Genomic DNA, 15,926 nt, shown 5'->3' with positions numbered 1-15,926 from the left:
AAAATATAATACAATGAAATTACCAATAGTAGCTTACGGTGATCCTGTTTTAAAAAAGGTAGGAACCGATATCGATAAAGATTATCCAGGATTAAAACAATTAATCAGCGACATGTTCGACACCATGTATTATGCAAATGGTGTAGGCTTAGCTGCCCCTCAAATTGGTTTGCCTATCCGTTTGTTTATTGTTGATACAGGTGAAGATGAAGATGGCACACCGGGCTACAAAAAGGTATTTATCAATGCCGAAATTTTGGAAGAAACGGGAGAGGCCTGGAGTTTTAACGAAGGCTGCTTAAGTATTCCTGATATCCGTGAAAACATTATGCGCAAGCCGAATGTCAAAATTACCTATTTTGATGAAAACTGGGTAGAACATACTGAAGATGTAGACGGAATGCCTGCACGCGTAATCCAACATGAATATGATCATATTGAAGGAAAATTATTTACAGACAAAGTAAGTGTTCTTCGCAAAACCATGCTTAAAAGCAAACTGGATGCGATTTCGAAAGGAAATATCAAAACAGATTACAAAATGAAGTTTCCGAATAAGAGTAAGAAAAGATAAGTTTTGATGTAAGATATCAGAGGGAAAATGGAAACGTTTTCCCTTTTTTGTTTTAAGGTCTACAGTATTAATTACTCTCGGTCGTCATCCTGAATTTATTTCAGGATCTTTATAGCCGCATAAAACCTGAAATAAATTCAGGATGACTGCTAACTAAAATAAATAAGATAATGATTAAATAGCGTTTGGTCTTCTGCATCCCAAGACTAAGGACTCCGAACTTAAGACTCCAGACTAATTCGTCCTACTCTTATCCCCATCAAAAATCTGCTGCATCAGCTTACCCCAGGCGAAAGGATTAAGTAGGGGATTGGTTTGTACCATGTTTTTATTGATCATCCTATCAAAATTATACCGATAGTTTTGGCTGCCTATTTCCTGTCCGTCACGTGGCAAGGTTTGAATTAAACCATCAATTGAGGAGCGCGAAAGGTTCTTTTTGGCTATGGCCATATCATCATCCGCCAGTTTCATTGATAAAAACTCGCGGGTAAATTCTTCTGTTGTTGCCCATGGAAAAACACGCACCGATGGTAAATCGATCACATTAGCCTTCAATTTAACCATAATGGTGTATTTGCTATCAGGTGTGCCTTCAGGAATTACAGTAGAAAACTTCTTATAACCAATGGCCGTAAACAAGATGGTATCACCAGGATTAACAATGAAGGTAAAATATCCTCTATAATCAGCACCAACCCTTTTACTCTTTGCAGAAAGATTGGTGATGGTAACATAAGGAATCACATTTGAGCTATCGATATCGGTAATAATCCCTGAAAATTGGATAAGTTTATCCTGTGCCGGCTTTTGTTGTGCAAAAGCGGTAACAGAAAAAATAAGGCAAATTAGGGCAACACAATATCTCATTAAGACAAAAGTAATTTTATTAATAAAACTTCCTTGTTAAATAGTGTTAAAGCTTAATCTTGCTCGGCCATGTTAACGGCAACTACCGAAGTGATCTGAGGAACAGCTTTCATAATGGCTTGTTCGATACCAGATTTCATAGTCATGAAACTCATCGGGCAAGAACCGCAGTTGCCTAAAAGCTTAAGCTTTACTGTTCCTTCAGATGTAATTTCTTCAACAGAAACATCACCTCCATCAGCCTTTAAATACGGCCTGATAGTTTCCAATGCCTGTTCTACTTGTTCTGTTAAATTCATTATATATATTTTAATTTATAAAAATAGTAATTTTTTAGCAATTCACCATTTGCGCATTGTTGATGGATATCTGTTGAGCAATTTTACTTGCAATATCTCCAAATATAACATCAAGCAGAGGGTTCTGGTTTAGTGCTACCGGTTTCCCTTTATCTCCAGCTTCCGAAATGCTTTGTATGATCGGAATTTCGCCTAAAAATGGCACATCAAAACGTGCGGCAAGTTCGGTACCGCCACCTTTTCCGAAGATATAATATTTATTCTCCGGCAATTCTGCTGGTGTAAAATACGACATGTTTTCAATAACGCCTAAAATTGGGATATTAATTCCCGGCATTCTGAACATAGCCAAACCTTTGTGCGTATCGGCCAAAGCAACCTGTTGAGGTGTCGTAACCACAACCGCTCCCGAAATTGGGAAACTCTGCGTAATGGTGATGTGGATATCGCCCGTTCCCGGCGGAAGATCTACGATCAGATAATCCAGTTCCCCCCAGTTGGTATCGTTAAACAATTGTTTTACTGCGTTTGATGCCATTGGTCCGCGCCATGGCACTGGTTGCCCCGGATCTGCAAAAAAGCCCAACGATAATAATTTAATCCCGTATTTTTCGATCGGCAAAATTTTGGTTTTACCATCGGCTGTTTCTTCAGCGCCTGGCTTCGCATCAACCAGATCGAACATGGTGGGTACCGATGGCCCATAAATATCGGCATCGATAAGGCCAACTTTGGCACCATCTTTAGCCAATACAACTGCCAGGTTACTTGCTACGGTAGATTTACCAACGCCTCCTTTTCCAGATGAAACCAAAATGATATTTTTGATGTTATCTAACGATGATGAATTGCTTGGTTGGGTAACCCTCGAAGTTACATTGATGATTACCTCTGCCGTTGGCGATACAAAATGCTTGATGGCATTTGTACAGGCGTTTTTCAGCATTTCTTTCATCGGGCATGCCGGCGTAGTAAGCTCCAATGTAAAATTGACCTGGTTATCTGTTATCTGTAAATCTTTAATCATGTTTAAAGTAACCAGATCTTTTTTAAGATCGGGATCTTCAACATTTTTAAGCGCATCTAAAACTTGTTGCGGGCTAATCTGCATGGTATTAATTTAAATTCAAAATTAACAAAACATAGCCACAAATACTTTTATTTAGGCTTTTTAACTGTAATTTTAACACGAAATAAACATTTAATTGTTACGTTTAAGCAATTAACCATTTTAACGACTATATGCGAATACCAAAAATTAAGATCCCCAAAAAATATTTAAAAATCGGAGCCTGGATTTTAGGTGTTTTTTTAGTTGTTTGTATTGCATTGGGTGCGGTAGCCTATAGCAAAAGGGAAGCACTTCTTAAAAAAATGGTGGCCAAAGCGATTGCCAAGGCCGACAAGGATTATGGTTTGGAGGTTAAAATCGGATCGGCCGGTTTTACAGGGCTTAGCACCGTAAAAATGACCAATATTTCTGTTGTTCCTAAAGATAGGGATACGCTTTCTAATATTGGCGAACTCAGTGTTGGTGTAAAACTTTTCCCGCTTATTTTTGGCAAAGTAAAACTCTCAGAAGTAAAACTTAACAATGGCTTTGTAAGTGTTGTACTTAAAGATTCGACCACAAATATCGATTTCATCTTAAAGCGCAAGAAAAAAGACAGCACCCAAACCAATGGAAAAGCCAACTTACCAGAAATAGCCAGCAACATCTTAAATCAGGTTTTATACAAAATCCCTGACGATATGGATGTGAAGAACATGATCTTTAAATTAAATGACCACGATACAGCCAAGTTGACTTTTGCAACAACGGCTACAATTGATGGCGGCGATTTAAAATCAACCATTGATGTAAACAATAACGAATCTACCTGGCATGTAAACGGTTATGTAAACCCAGGCAGCAAAGAATTGAGCTTTACCGCTTATGCTGATGGAAAAAAACTGGAATTACCTTACTTAAACAATAAGCTACACGCAAAAATCAGTTTTGATACCTTACAAACCGAGCTTAAAAATGCAAAATACAGCGGCGACGATTATAAAATTTCTGGCTCCTGGTCGGTAAAAAACATGCTGATTAATCAGCCACGCATTGCTTCGAACGACATCATTGTACAAAGTGCAAAACTGGATGCCGATATTTTAGTTGGGCCTAATTTCATTGCCTTAGACAGCACCTCAACAGCATACCTAAAAAATGCACAGATCCATCCTTTTGTTAAATATACTTTAGGAAAGAACAAAATATATGAGTTAAAGCTAAATGCCGAAGAACAGGATGCACAAGGGGTTTTAGATGCTTTTCCACAAGGCCTGTTCGAATCGCTGGAAGGATTAAAAGTACAGGGCAAGGTGAAATATAACCTAAATTTTTATTTAGACACTAAAGTACCAGACAGCGTGCGCTTTAGCTCTACCTTAACACCCGTTGATTTCAAAATTGTACAATGGGGTAAAACCAATCTGCAAAAAATCAACAGCCCATTTGTTTATACCCCTTATGAGTATGGCAAACCAATGCGCGATATTACCATAGGCCCATCAAACCCAAATTTTACACCTTTATCGTCAATTTCGAAAAACTTTATCAATGCAGTTTTAACAGCAGAAGATCCGTCATTTTTTACGCACAACGGCTTTGTTGAAGAATCGATCCGTAAATCAATCGCCGTAAACTTTAAAGAAAAGAAATTTAAACGCGGTGGCAGTACCATCAGTATGCAGCTGGTTAAAAATGTTTATTTAAGCCGTCAAAAAACCTTGGCCCGTAAAGCCGAGGAGATATTAATTGTTTGGCTTATTGAGCATAACCACCTGGTAAGCAAACAACGGATGCTCGAAGTGTATTTCAACATTATGGAACTAGGCCAGAATATTTATGGAATAGGTGAGGCTTCGCGCTATTATTTTGGAAAACAACCTGCTGATTTAACCATCGGTGATGGATTGTTCCTGGCGAGTATTGTTCCTAAACCAAAGGCATCGATGTATAAATTCATGGCTGATGGTAGCTTGAAACCTTACATGTTCAACTATTTTAGGTTTATGGGAAATATTATGGCAAGAAGGGGTTTAGTGCCGAGCGATACTTCTGGGTATGGTTTCTATAACGTACGTTTAAGAGAGGGGCTCCGCCAGTATTTAGCCCCTGACACGGCTGTTATTGATACTACAGCATTTGATGATGATGGAGACGGCTTACCGGTTGTAATTGTACACGACAAAAATAAAAGCTTCTTCGAACGCCTTTTTGGTGGCGGATCTAAAAAAGATACCTCAAGTAAACAGATAACCACGCCAGCCGATACCACTAAAACCAAAAAACAATTAAGGCAGGAGCGTAGGGAAGAACGAAGACGGCAAAAGGAATTGGAAAAGACTCAGTAGTAATCAGTTTGCAGTTGCCAGTCGGCAGTTACCAGTGAGCCAAATGATTAAACAATTAACCAAAATTAGTTTGGGGTTTAGAGATGATTAGCAGATTTAAACAATTAACCATGACCGAGTTTGCAATTGGTAGTTTACAGTTCTTAGTTAAAACCCACGATTAACCGATTCATACAATTAAACAACAATAACCTTTCAACAGTAACATGCACAAAATAAAAGTAGAGGATAAAGCGTTCGAGATATTTTTAGAGAACGATACCTTAAACAAACGGATCCGTTTACTGGGCATCCAGATCAATGTTGATTACGAGGCCAAATGCCCGCTATTTATTGGTGTATTAAATGGTAGTTTTTTGTTTATGGCCGATCTAATCAAGGAAATAAACGTACCCTGCGAAGTTGCTTTTATGCGTGTGGCCTCATACGAAGGTACAGCAAGTTCGGGAAATGTAAAAGAATTAATCGGACTGCCTGATAACATCGAAGGCAGAGATATAATCATTGTGGAAGATATTGTTGATACAGGCTTAACCTTAATGCATATTTTAAAAACGATAAAAGAAAAAAATCCTGCTTCAATTAAAGTAGCTTCTCTTTTGCTTAAACCAAGTGCTTTAAAATATGAAATTGAAGAATTGGAATACGTTGGTTTTGAAATACCTAACGAATTTGTTGTGGGTTACGGATTAGATTATAATGGTCTTGGTAGAAACCTGACTGATATTTACAGAGCAACCGAGGCATAATTTTTAGATTGTATTAATTTATTTTTCGCACCTTTGCCCAATAATTTCTAAAACAATGACCATACATAAAGAAGGCTACACTACCATTGCCTTAAGCATATTGTTTATCTTCGTAATCAATGCGGTAGTTGATTATAAATATCACGATATAACCTGGTTGCGCTGGTTCATTTATATCTTTTCAGCTGCATTATTTATTATTGTACTACAGTTTTTCCGAAACCCGAGCCGCAGCTTTTCTTCGGGCGAAAACCTGGTTATCTGCCCGGCAGATGGCAAAGTAGTGGTAATTGAAGAAACAGAAGAAGGAGAATATTTTAAAGATAAACGTTTACAGGTTTCGATTTTTATGTCGCCAATAAATGTTCACATTAACCGTAATCCAATTTCTGGAGTGGTAAAGTTCTTCAAATATCATCCAGGAAAATACCTTGCTGCGTGGAATCCAAAATCATCAACGGAGAATGAACGTACTACAACTGTTGTAGAGCATAAAAATGGCACCCCTGTATTGTTCCGTCAAATTGCTGGTGCTTTAGCCCGCAGAATTGTATGGTATGTTAAAGAAGGCGATCAGGTAGTACAGGCTGAGCAATTTGGTTTCATCAAATTCGGCTCGAGGGTTGATGTGTTTTTACCCATAGGCACAAAAGTGAACGTAGAACTTAACCAGGTTGTAAAAGGCGGCATCACTACACTAGCTACTTTAAGCTAAAAGAACAATACAATTTATAATAAAAGCCGATTTAGTTTATACTAAGTCGGCTTCTTTGTTCATTTACAAATATTTTGGTGTTGATTTATATCCCTTTAAGATATTCTATATATATTTTAATTTAGTCGTCACCCTGAATACATTTCAGGGTCTATTCTGCAGGAAAAGATGCTGACCACGTAGTAGCTACAAGGCAATTGAAAATACTATTTCTACTTGTAAAATAAATTCAGCATGACGATCATCGGGTACGTAATCACTTAATCCATAGTATCATTACCTACCTCGTCATTATTACCTGCCGGAGCTGGCCTGTCGCTGATTAATCGTTGTGTAGGGTAGGCAAAATCCGACTTATTACGGATAACGATATCCATAATTTCAAGGTTGATCTCTTGTCTGATTTTAAGGAATTCGGCATAATTTAGCACGGTTACAAAATAGTTAACCTCTACATTTAAACCCGAATCGCCGAAGCTCTTAAAGGAAGCATTTCCATCATCACTGGTACCTTGATGATTATTGATGTAACTTTCTATCTCGGTAATAATTTTTCTAAGTGACTCCGAATTGGTTTCGTAAGTAAGCCCGATAATAAAAGAGACCTTGCGCGAATTCCTGAGCGAAAGGTTTTCTAAAACACCATCAATCATACCCCTATTAGGTATGGTAGCCATCGTTTTTTCAGAAGTTCTGATCCTTGTGCTCCTAAAACCTACTTTTTCAACCGTTCCTTCCACACCGTCAACCTTTACCAGATCGCCAACGGTAAAAGGTTTATCTAAAAAAATGGTGAATGAACCTATTAGGTTTTCTAAGCTCTCTTTAGCAGCCAAAGCAATGGCAATACCACCGATACCCAATCCTGTAATCAGCGTTAATACATTAACCTCGAAAACAAAACCCAGAAGAGTAAAAAAACCGATAAAGATTACGATCGTTTTAAACAGCTCTTTTAAAAAGGGCACCAGTTGATCGTCGGCCTTATTATCTGTAAGCGAAGCTTTATAAAGAAGCACATGGCTAATGAAGTCGATTATCCTTAAAATAATCCAAAAAATAGACAAGATGATCCCGAACAAAAATATCCGGTCAATACAATCGCCAATTGTTACAGGTATTAACTCTTTAACCTTGCCAATTAATTTGCTGTAATGGAATACAGCCACCTCTAACGGATGTTTTAACTGGTTGATGGATAGATAAAGTGTGGTTAACAGAATAAAAACCTCTATCGGTTTAAGTAAAAGCCCAACGAACGCTTCATCGTGAGATTGATTAGAGAAGTTTCTAAAGAGCTTAAACAGCAGTTTACTCAAAAGTTTTGATACAATCCTTTTAAACATTAAGCCTAAAAAAAGTATCCCTCCAAAAAGGAAATAGGCTTTTACGGTGTTACCCCAAAAAACTTGGTCGAAAAAAGCAGAATCTAACATTTAACAAAGGTACAAACAAAAAAACCTCCACGAAATTAATCGTGAAGGCTATATCTTATAATAAAGAGTATTATTTTCTCAAAGATTTGATACGAGCAGCTTTACCAGTTAAAGCACGTAAATAGAACAATTTCGCTCTACGAACTTTACCATAGCTATTTACTTCTACTTTCTCAATGTTTGGAGAATTGATAGGGAAAATACGCTCAACACCAATACTGTTGCTCATTTTACGAACTGTGAAAGTTTCGTTAGCACCAGCACTGTTACGTTGTATTACAACACCTTGGTAAATTTGGATACGTTCCTTATTACCTTCGCGAATTTTATAGTGTACGCTCACTGTATCGCCAGACTTGAACGCAGGAAAATCTTTTTTCGCGATGGCCTGCTCTTCAACAAATTTTACTAAATCCATGATTTTAAGCTATTAAATCGATATTTCATCCCGTGAAAATCGGATTGCAATATTAGGGATTTTTTTTGAGAAAAAAAAACCTATTTTAATTTTTTCCACATTCTTTATGAATTCCACATTCGATTGTGTTAAATGCTTCTATTCCAAAAGATCAGGAGAGCACTTATTCCCTAATATATGGCGAATTTAGTGTTTAATATCCTGAGGTAAAATATTTACCTATTGATGGTATCAAGTGTGAATAATACAATTAGGCAAGGTTTCCTCCGCTTTTATTATCTTTTCTAAAATGGTATCCTGACTTTCTTCCATCCCTTCGTCTTGAGGCGATATATACAGTTCTTTAAGGTTTTTTAAATCTTTTAAAACCGTTATATCTTCTAAGCGAATTTTAGTCCTCCAGATATCGAGGTATTCCAGATCGGTCAGTTTGTTCAGATAAGGCAAACACGCTTTAGTAATATTTTCATGCTTCATCAGGGTTAAATCTTTAAGTTGCCTAACATTGCTGATCAATTTCACCCCTTCATCGGTCACTCTCGTTTCTTTTAAATAAATACTCCCCATAACCGAAACTTTTGCAAAAAGCATGGCTAAATACTCATCATCAACCATCGAATCGATACTGGCAAAACCAGGCAGTTCTGTAGGGATATTTTTAGCTTCGGTAATATGTCCAAAATGCCACCAGAACTGTTTTTCTGCGCCTTTGAGTTTCATTTTTATTAATTAAGCAGGCCAGGGTTTTAACGACCAGTCCTAATACACGCCATAGCCTAAAACGCCAATTTTTTCCTTTTCATCGGCATAGGTAACAAAATTGTACTTCGTTCCGGATTTGCTCCAGATATTTTTATTAACCGGCTGCCCATCTATAGATTGTTTAACAACTTTAGCTGTATATCCTTTATTTTTTAGCTCCATATCGATAAATGCCACATTAATCGCACCTGAAAAAATGCAAACTATAGTCGAAATTTTACCACTTTTCGCGTAAGACACCTCCATCATGTCAAATTTGGAGTCGAAGGCCAATATTTCTTTAACATCACCTTCCCCTTCTTCAACGTCTCCTTTTTCAAAACCTTTATCCTTCATAAAGGAGTTGATGTTTTGCCTTGTGGTTTTATAAAAAATATCGTTAATAAGGGCTAATTTTTTGTTCTCGTAAGTCTCCTGACCAAAGGCAAAAAAGCCATAAAGCAAAAAAAACAATACTGTTAATTTTTTCATGTCTATGTTTATTTATCGTGTAATTTCTTTACCTGTTTTATCCATCGCTCCCCATCTGCCGTTTAATCTAAACCTGGCCACTCCATTCTCAAAGCTACCAACCGCATCGTATTTAATCGGTATAACTTCTTCGCCTGTTCTGTTTATAAAGCCCTCTCTTCCATTAAGTCCAACTTTAGCTAAACCATCCTCAAAATCAGCAATGAACCTATACTTGAAAGGGATGATTTCTTTTCCGTTTTGATCAATGGCGCCATAGAGTTTATTCTTTTCAACAGGAGCAACCCCATCATTAAAATCTTTTGCATAGTCGTATTTAAACTTTGTAAATTCTTTGCCCGTTTTATCGATAAAACCCCATTTGTTTTTTAGTTTCACACTTGCATAACCATTTTTAAAGTTATTTCCGTCTTCGTACTTTAAAGGAGTGATTTCTCTGCCCGTAACATCAATAAAACCATATTTCTCGTCTAGTCTCACCTTGGCAATACCTTCATAAAAATCAAAGGCAACATCGTATTTTAGAGCGGTGATTTCCTTACCCTTTTTATCGATATAACCCGATTTCTTATTTAGCTCAACCTGTGCAAAACCATCTTTAAAGTAAATGGCATCATCATATTTGAATGGGATAACTACCTTTCCTGTTTCATCTATAAATCCATATTTCCCATCTAGTTTAACCGCAATTAATCCCTCGTGGAAGCTGTATCCGGTCTTTTCGTATTTAAAAGGGATCACTTCTTTTCCCGCCTTGTCTACAAATCCGTATTTTCCACTTTCGTTCTTTTTTGGACTTAAGTCTTGTGCATAACCCGTAATAGCCAGCACACTTAGTACTGCCGTAAGTAATTGTTTCATTTCCATTAATTTAAAGGGTGTATTGCTTTTATTAAGCTAAAGTATGCTAAAGATACCCGGGCAGAAATACCCAATAAAGGGTATATTTACATATACAGAATTAATGAAAAAGTTAAAGACTAGCGATTGGATGGGATGTTGATCTGAATAATAGTGCCTTCGTTTCTAACACTACTGATTTCGAAATTACCTTTGTAGTAATTTACTCTCTTTTCGATGTTTTCGAGCCCAAAGCCCCTGCTTGTTTTCTGCAGATCGAAGCCGAGCCCATCATCCGTAAATTGAAAATGGTAATTTTTGGGATATTTATAAAGTTCGATGGTGATTAACTCAGCGCTACCATGCTTAATGGCATTGTTTATAACTTCCAGTGCGATAAGATATAAATCGTAAATCCATTTTTCATCAATTTTATCAGGAAAATCGTAACAGAAAAGCTCAATTTTCGCGTCCGTCAAACCTGCGTTCAGACTTGAGATCTGGCTTTGTAAACTAGATATCAAAGCGCCTTCATCAAGTGCTTTCGGCAGAATTTTATGAGAGATCTCTCTGATATCCTCAGCCAGTTCGTTAATTGTTTGCTTGGCAAGCTCGGCATTCTTCATGTCAAAAAGATGAATAATATGCGCAATCTTGCTCCCTACATTATCATGAATAATGTTAGCGATGTTTCTCCGCTCACGTAGCTGAACCTCACTAATGGCCCTCAATGAGCTTTCTTTTTCGAAAATAACCTGTTGCATCAGCTCGTTGTTCTTCAAAAAAATATCGATGTAATTTCTTGATAAAACGTAGCCGAACAAAAACACTTCATAAAGACCGATAAACAACATCCAATTATCGCTCAGTGATTTTGGAATAATTTCAAAGGTCTTTAAAATTAAGCACCCACCCCATACAAACTGCGGAGCAAAGGCAAGAAGCGCATAAATAGCCTGGGTTTTTTCAATTTTTAGATGCGTTAATGCCGCCCAGAAAAGTACGACGATAGAAGCCAGGAATATGATGTAGCCTAACACAAAAAAGTAACGAAATTCAAAACCCTTATAAAACACCAATAAGGAAATAGAGATTAAAATCAACAAAAAGTTTATGCCACCAAGCACTATGATTAACTTATGCTTAACGGGCTGGTTTTCTTTTAACTTTAAAAAATATCCAAGAAAAATACTCAGGGCAATATACCAAAGTGCTCCAGTGTAAACCCGGCCCTCGCTAAAAAACCTAAACTCGGGAAATAAAACGTGCTTGGCGAAATTGGTTGTAATTGCTGTGTAAAACACCGTTAATATAGAATAGCCAATGTAATATCCGTATAACTTGTTTTTAGTCATGAAAAACAATATCCCATTGATCATGAGCAGCAAAAACACCATACCGATAAAAAAAGATGTCAATGCTGTTTTTTGAGATGATTTGCTTTCTAAATAAGCTTGATCTTCCAAACTATAAGAAAAATCTAAAAAGGAAGTCTCTTTTTTAACCCGTACCCAAAGTAATTTTTCTTCCCCTGGTTGCAGATTAAGCTCAAATGCCAGGGTTTCAATAAACGGACTCTGGCCAACCGTTCTATCGCCAATGGTTTTAATTAATCTACCATCATAAAGGCTAAGGCTATCGATATGGTTGTTGTTAAAACACAACCATGTTTTAGTACTTTGTGAAGTGTTTATATTTTTCACAATAAATCTGCACCATACCGCCGCATCTTTGTTGTAGCCGATATTAACCTTGCTATTCTGCTTAAACGGATGAAATTTTTGTTGTTGGAGTATCCCGCTCGTCCACGATGAATTTTGGTCTACAGCGTAGCTGGATATTACAGATATTGATTTGTTTGTGATTTGTGCACAAGAGAGTAGCGGGAATAGCAGAAAGCTAATCAAGTAGATTATTCTCATGAGCAAACTTAATGAGCGAACTGCTGTTATTGATTTCCAACTTCCGGTGGATGTTCTTCCGATGGGTTGTTACGGTTGTTATGCTGATAAATAGGACTTCAGCAATTTCCTTACTGGTTAATCCTTTGATAATTAATTTAATAATCTCTTTTTCCTGTCTGGATATCCGGAATTTATTGACAATTGAACCATCAATGGCACTATACACACTCTCGCCTTTTTTATAACTCTTATTGGTATAAAACGTTGTGTCTTTATTTGATTCGATAATACTGATAAGCTCTTCGGCAGGTGTTTCCTTTTTCAGGAAAGCATTCACACCTAGTTTCTTTGCTTTTTGAATCAGAAAATCTTCGTAATAAGCAGTGAGAACAATTATTTTGGTGTTTTTTAGTTGGGATCTGAGTTCTTCGATCAATACAAATCCATCAAAGTGGTTAATATTTAAATCACAGATGAAAACATCAGCAATGTTATGCATTAAATGGTTTCGGCAAGAATGTACATCGCTGAATTTAAAAATGCCGTAGTTCTTCCCGGTATTTTTAAGCAATTCGGAAATGCCGTTTAAAAAAAGTAAATGGTCATCACAAATAACGATCTGTTTGGGCATATTATCAGGAACTAGAAGCGTTTCTCCTAAAATAGAATTTACCTTTATAATTTACAAGGAAATTTTATTCTAAAAGGTCAGGACGGCGGATTTTAGTTCGCTCCAATGCTTGTTCATGCCTCCATTCGTTCACCTTAGCTTCATGACCGCTTAATAAAACATCGGGCACTTTATGTCCACGCCAGTCTGCCGGGCGGGTATAAACAGGAGCATCAAGCAGTTCTCCCTGAAAACTATCAGATAGGGCAGAAGTTTCATCATTTAAAACACCCGGGATTAAACGCACAACAGCATCTACCACAATCGCTGCAGGAAGCTCGCCACCGCTTAAAACATAATCACCAACTGATATCTCCCTGGTAACAAAGATATCGCGTATACGCTGATCTATGCCTTTGTAGTGTCCACACAAAATAATGATATTCTTTTTAATAGATAATTCATTGGCCGTGCTCTGGTTTAAAGTAACACCATCGGGACTCATGAAAATAATTTCATCATATTCTCTTTCTGACTGAAGCTTTTCGATACAGGCCGCAAAAGGCTCAATACTCATTACCATACCGCTCCCTCCGCCATATTGGTAATCATCAACACTTTTCTGTTTGTTGGTTGCATAATCCCTCAGGTTATGCACAACAATTTCGGCTATGCCTTTTTTTTGTGCACGTTGCAAAATAGAATGAGCAAACGGACTTTCTAATAAAGCGGGTAAAACTGTTATAATATCGAAACGCATGGTGCAAAGGTAAGCCTTTAGTCTGAAGTCTATAGCCTGAAGGAGAATTTTGCTATACTCAGTATCAATTTTGGCTCTTATAGAAATTCATTGTGGTAAATATTAATCCAGCGTATTAACCTTTATCAGATCGCTCGCCCATTGCAACGGCTTTCTACCGTTCCGTCCGTCAACAACACCGCTTACTTTCATTGTTTTTTTGTCATTACTTAAGGTGTAATAGTTTGCATATTGCCTGCCTTTAAGATCGTAAGTAGCATCGGCCCTTGCATCCGAAATATTTAGCACATACATGTTGTTTGACAAAATTTTAAATGTACCGCTATGCGTGATGATCTGTACACCACCTTCATTGGCGATATTGTAAAAACTTCCATCCGCTTTAAAAACAATCTTACTTCCTGGGTTAGTAGTATCGTTCCAGATGCCAACAAATGGTTTGATTTCTTTTAAATTAGCCTGTTGTACGGTTTTACAAGAAAAGATGGTTAGCGCTGTAAGGAAAATTACTGCAATTTTTGATATTCTTTTGAGCATGTTAATTTTGGTTAGTATGAGATCCAAATTAACAATTTTTTCTTAAAAAACATTATCTGTTAATCGCCCTCCTCCAGTTCAAATATTTCCTCAACAGGCTTATCAAAAACCCGGGCCATTTTTAGCGCCAATACGGTTAAAGGAACACACTTCCTGATTCGATCGTACTGATTGTCCGCCTGGAAACCTGAATTAAGTATTTTAATATATCTAGAATATTTTATTAAAAGATTGCTTTTTTTACAAAACAGGCTTAGCAATAGTAAAACACGTAAATGTTTTTGATTTTTAGTTTTCCAGATAAATATCTAGTAAACCCTCTGGCAGATCGAGGTTTAATGTTTTTTCATCCTCGTCGTATTCTACAATAAAATCTTCATTTAACGGGAACAGGATTTCGGTTTCTTTATATATCACTGTAGCCACAAATTGTTGCGGATATTCGTTTACTTCCAAAATCTCGCCCAATTCGCCCAAGGTTTCATCTATTGCTAAATAGCCTTTAAAATCGGTATAGAAAAATTCTCCTTCTTCGCGTTCGGGCATTTGCGATAGGGGCAGGTATAATTTCTTTTTTAATAGCGGCTGCACTTTATCAATATGATCAGCATCATCAAAGTTAAAATAGCCTGTTTTATTGGCCTGCAGTTTTGCCGAAGCCACAAAATAGGGAACAAGCTTACCATTCATATCGGCAAATACCACATCAAATTCGAGCTGTTCGTACTCGTCAAATTCGAAAAATACCTGAACTTCTCCCTTTAAACCCCTCGTTTTAGTAACGTAACCAATATAAAATGCTTCTTCGTGTTTCATATAATTGTATTTGTCATCCTGAGGCACGAAGGATCTGCTAATGATGGGACAGATCCTTCGTGCCTCAGGATGACATTTTTAGTTAAAAAAATAGCGTTCCGAAATTCGGAACGCTATTTTATGAGACAAAATAATTAAAATTATTCTGCTCCTTCTTCTTTAGTAGCTTCTGCTGCAGGAGCCTCTTCAGTTGCTTCAGCTTCAACAGCTGGTGCTTCTTCAGTAACCTCTTCTTCAACAACTTCTTCTGCAACTGGTGCATTTTTAGCTGCGATAGCTGCTGCTTTATCTTCTTTTTTCTTAGCTTCTGCTGCTAATGCCGCTTTACGCGCATCCGCTTTAGAAGTAGCTAAACCTTCTGATTTACCAGAAATTTTACCTGCTTTAGCATCTAACCAAGCTGCAAATTTTTCATCTGCCTGTTCTTGAGTTAAAGCTCCTTTTTTAACACCACCTTCTAAGTGTTTTTTGTACAAAACACCTTTGTAAGAAAGGATGGCACGAGCAGTATCAGTTGGTTGTGCACCACTGTTAACCCAAGCTAAAGTTTTTTCGAAGTTAATTTCGATGGTTGCAGGATTGGTGTTTGGGTTGTAAGAACCTAAACGCTCAATAAATTTACCATCACGTGGAGAGCGAGAATCTGCTACCACAACGTGGAAAAAAGGTTTTCCTTTTTTACCGAATCTTTGCAATCTGATTTTAGTTGCCATTTCTTTTTGTATTTATGTATTCAACATAGTTCCCGGAGCTTCATGCTGCGGGG

Annotated in this window: 18 protein-coding genes; 4 read left to right on the top strand and 14 right to left on the bottom strand. The window is 37.2% G+C overall.

Features of this window, described 5'->3' with window-relative positions; all coding sequences use genetic code 11:
* Positions 1 to 13 precede the first annotated feature (13 nt).
* Positions 14 to 574 carry a peptide deformylase gene (gene def / locus AC1DNH_RS12960; RefSeq protein ID WP_029274882.1) on the top strand — a complete coding sequence of 187 codons (561 nt, stop codon included), beginning with the start codon at positions 14 to 16 and terminating at the stop codon, positions 572 to 574.
* Positions 575 to 808: 234 nt separating this feature from the next.
* Here the strand turns inward: def and AC1DNH_RS12955 are convergent, their stop codons facing one another.
* The 3 genes from AC1DNH_RS12955 to AC1DNH_RS12945 are packed head-to-tail and all read right to left on the bottom strand — an operon-like array spanning position 809 to position 2,854.
* Positions 809 to 1,444 (bottom strand): peptidase associated/transthyretin-like domain-containing protein, encoded by a 636-nt coding sequence (locus AC1DNH_RS12955; protein ID WP_215165279.1) that lies wholly within the window; start codon positions 1,442 to 1,444, stop codon positions 809 to 811.
* Positions 1,445 to 1,497: 53 nt separating this feature from the next.
* Positions 1,498 to 1,743, bottom strand: a complete 246-nt coding sequence (locus tag AC1DNH_RS12950) for a NifU family protein (RefSeq protein ID WP_029274884.1) — start codon at positions 1,741 to 1,743, stop codon at positions 1,498 to 1,500.
* Between the two features lie 34 nt (positions 1,744 to 1,777).
* Complete coding sequence (locus AC1DNH_RS12945) at positions 1,778 to 2,854, bottom strand: Mrp/NBP35 family ATP-binding protein (RefSeq protein WP_029274885.1); 1,077 nt, start codon at positions 2,852 to 2,854, stop codon at positions 1,778 to 1,780.
* A gap of 131 nt (positions 2,855 to 2,985) precedes the next feature.
* Here AC1DNH_RS12945 and AC1DNH_RS12940 point away from each other — a divergent pair, with 131 nt between their 5' ends.
* The 3 genes from AC1DNH_RS12940 (at position 2,986) to AC1DNH_RS12930 (ending at position 6,606) form a co-directional block, all read left to right on the top strand.
* A complete protein-coding gene (locus AC1DNH_RS12940; RefSeq protein WP_477608376.1) occupies positions 2,986 to 5,142 on the top strand; it encodes a transglycosylase domain-containing protein in 2,157 nt (718 codons plus the stop codon).
* Between the two features lie 206 nt (positions 5,143 to 5,348).
* A complete protein-coding gene (hpt, locus tag AC1DNH_RS12935) occupies positions 5,349 to 5,891 on the top strand; it encodes a hypoxanthine phosphoribosyltransferase (RefSeq protein WP_477580966.1) in 543 nt (180 codons plus the stop codon).
* Positions 5,892 to 5,946: 55 nt separating this feature from the next.
* The gene (locus tag AC1DNH_RS12930; RefSeq protein ID WP_215165271.1) at positions 5,947 to 6,606 is read left to right on the top strand and encodes a phosphatidylserine decarboxylase family protein; all 660 of its coding nucleotides are present in this window, start codon (positions 5,947 to 5,949) and stop codon (positions 6,604 to 6,606) included.
* A 260-nt stretch (positions 6,607 to 6,866) separates the two neighbouring features.
* Here the strand turns inward: AC1DNH_RS12930 and AC1DNH_RS12925 are convergent, their stop codons facing one another.
* The 11 genes from AC1DNH_RS12925 to AC1DNH_RS12875 all read right to left on the bottom strand — a co-directional run bounded on the left by AC1DNH_RS12925 (position 6,867) and on the right by AC1DNH_RS12875 (position 15,873).
* The gene (locus tag AC1DNH_RS12925; protein WP_477580963.1) at positions 6,867 to 7,925 is read right to left on the bottom strand and encodes a mechanosensitive ion channel family protein; all 1,059 of its coding nucleotides are present in this window, start codon (positions 7,923 to 7,925) and stop codon (positions 6,867 to 6,869) included.
* A 187-nt stretch (positions 7,926 to 8,112) separates the two neighbouring features.
* On the bottom strand, positions 8,113 to 8,460 hold the full coding sequence (gene rplS, locus AC1DNH_RS12920; protein ID WP_025141628.1) for a 50S ribosomal protein L19: 348 nt from the start codon (positions 8,458 to 8,460) through the stop codon (positions 8,113 to 8,115).
* A gap of 231 nt (positions 8,461 to 8,691) precedes the next feature.
* Positions 8,692 to 9,180 carry a hypothetical protein gene (locus AC1DNH_RS12915; RefSeq protein WP_477580961.1) on the bottom strand — a complete coding sequence of 163 codons (489 nt, stop codon included), beginning with the start codon at positions 9,178 to 9,180 and terminating at the stop codon, positions 8,692 to 8,694.
* A 39-nt stretch (positions 9,181 to 9,219) separates the two neighbouring features.
* On the bottom strand, positions 9,220 to 9,693 hold the full coding sequence (locus tag AC1DNH_RS12910; RefSeq protein WP_477580959.1) for a hypothetical protein: 474 nt from the start codon (positions 9,691 to 9,693) through the stop codon (positions 9,220 to 9,222).
* Positions 9,694 to 9,705: 12 nt separating this feature from the next.
* Positions 9,706 to 10,554: a WG repeat-containing protein gene (locus AC1DNH_RS12905; RefSeq protein WP_477580958.1), complete on the bottom strand. Its 849-nt coding sequence runs from the start codon at positions 10,552 to 10,554 to the stop codon at positions 9,706 to 9,708.
* A gap of 119 nt (positions 10,555 to 10,673) precedes the next feature.
* The gene (locus AC1DNH_RS12900; protein WP_477580956.1) at positions 10,674 to 12,455 is read right to left on the bottom strand and encodes a sensor histidine kinase; all 1,782 of its coding nucleotides are present in this window, start codon (positions 12,453 to 12,455) and stop codon (positions 10,674 to 10,676) included.
* Positions 12,433 to 13,068 (bottom strand): response regulator, encoded by a 636-nt coding sequence (locus AC1DNH_RS12895; protein WP_215165259.1) that lies wholly within the window; start codon positions 13,066 to 13,068, stop codon positions 12,433 to 12,435. The genes AC1DNH_RS12900 and AC1DNH_RS12895 overlap by 23 nt, the downstream gene beginning before the upstream one ends.
* 64 nt (positions 13,069 to 13,132) lie before the next feature.
* Positions 13,133 to 13,807, bottom strand: a complete 675-nt coding sequence (gene trmD / locus AC1DNH_RS12890; protein ID WP_477580954.1) for a tRNA (guanosine(37)-N1)-methyltransferase TrmD — start codon at positions 13,805 to 13,807, stop codon at positions 13,133 to 13,135.
* Between the two features lie 102 nt (positions 13,808 to 13,909).
* Positions 13,910 to 14,344, bottom strand: a complete 435-nt coding sequence (locus AC1DNH_RS12885) for a hypothetical protein (protein ID WP_477580953.1) — start codon at positions 14,342 to 14,344, stop codon at positions 13,910 to 13,912.
* A gap of 288 nt (positions 14,345 to 14,632) precedes the next feature.
* On the bottom strand, positions 14,633 to 15,160 hold the full coding sequence (gene rimM / locus AC1DNH_RS12880) for a ribosome maturation factor RimM (protein ID WP_477580951.1): 528 nt from the start codon (positions 15,158 to 15,160) through the stop codon (positions 14,633 to 14,635).
* Between the two features lie 140 nt (positions 15,161 to 15,300).
* Entirely contained in the window at positions 15,301 to 15,873 is a 573-nt protein-coding gene (locus tag AC1DNH_RS12875; RefSeq protein WP_029274896.1) for a 30S ribosomal protein S16, read from the bottom strand.
* Between the last annotated feature and the right edge of the window lie 53 nt (positions 15,874 to 15,926).

The organism is Pedobacter sp. 01N310, assembly GCF_056399805.1.
The sequence above is the reverse complement of the archived record's forward strand: the minus strand, read 5'-3'. Positions and strand labels throughout refer to the sequence as shown.

Coding starts and splice junctions, on each gene's coding strand:
- def (WP_029274882.1), top strand. CDS start 14: ATGAAATTACCAATAGTAGCTTACGGTGATCCTGTTTTAAAAAAGGTA.
- AC1DNH_RS12955 (WP_215165279.1), bottom strand. CDS start 1,444: ATGAGATATTGTGTTGCCCTAATTTGCCTTATTTTTTCTGTTACCGCT.
- AC1DNH_RS12950 (WP_029274884.1), bottom strand. CDS start 1,743: ATGAATTTAACAGAACAAGTAGAACAGGCATTGGAAACTATCAGGCCG.
- AC1DNH_RS12945 (WP_029274885.1), bottom strand. CDS start 2,854: ATGCAGATTAGCCCGCAACAAGTTTTAGATGCGCTTAAAAATGTTGAA.
- AC1DNH_RS12940 (WP_477608376.1), top strand. CDS start 2,986: ATGCGAATACCAAAAATTAAGATCCCCAAAAAATATTTAAAAATCGGA.
- hpt (WP_477580966.1), top strand. CDS start 5,349: ATGCACAAAATAAAAGTAGAGGATAAAGCGTTCGAGATATTTTTAGAG.
- AC1DNH_RS12930 (WP_215165271.1), top strand. CDS start 5,947: ATGACCATACATAAAGAAGGCTACACTACCATTGCCTTAAGCATATTG.
- rplS (WP_025141628.1), bottom strand. CDS start 8,460: ATGGATTTAGTAAAATTTGTTGAAGAGCAGGCCATCGCGAAAAAAGAT.
- AC1DNH_RS12915 (WP_477580961.1), bottom strand. CDS start 9,180: ATGAAACTCAAAGGCGCAGAAAAACAGTTCTGGTGGCATTTTGGACAT.
- AC1DNH_RS12910 (WP_477580959.1), bottom strand. CDS start 9,693: ATGAAAAAATTAACAGTATTGTTTTTTTTGCTTTATGGCTTTTTTGCC.
- AC1DNH_RS12905 (WP_477580958.1), bottom strand. CDS start 10,554: ATGAAACAATTACTTACGGCAGTACTAAGTGTGCTGGCTATTACGGGT.
- AC1DNH_RS12900 (WP_477580956.1), bottom strand. CDS start 12,455: ATGAGAATAATCTACTTGATTAGCTTTCTGCTATTCCCGCTACTCTCT.
- AC1DNH_RS12895 (WP_215165259.1), bottom strand. CDS start 13,068: ATGCCCAAACAGATCGTTATTTGTGATGACCATTTACTTTTTTTAAAC.
- trmD (WP_477580954.1), bottom strand. CDS start 13,807: ATGCGTTTCGATATTATAACAGTTTTACCCGCTTTATTAGAAAGTCCG.
- AC1DNH_RS12885 (WP_477580953.1), bottom strand. CDS start 14,344: ATGCTCAAAAGAATATCAAAAATTGCAGTAATTTTCCTTACAGCGCTA.
- rimM (WP_477580951.1), bottom strand. CDS start 15,160: ATGAAACACGAAGAAGCATTTTATATTGGTTACGTTACTAAAACGAGG.
- AC1DNH_RS12875 (WP_029274896.1), bottom strand. CDS start 15,873: ATGGCAACTAAAATCAGATTGCAAAGATTCGGTAAAAAAGGAAAACCT.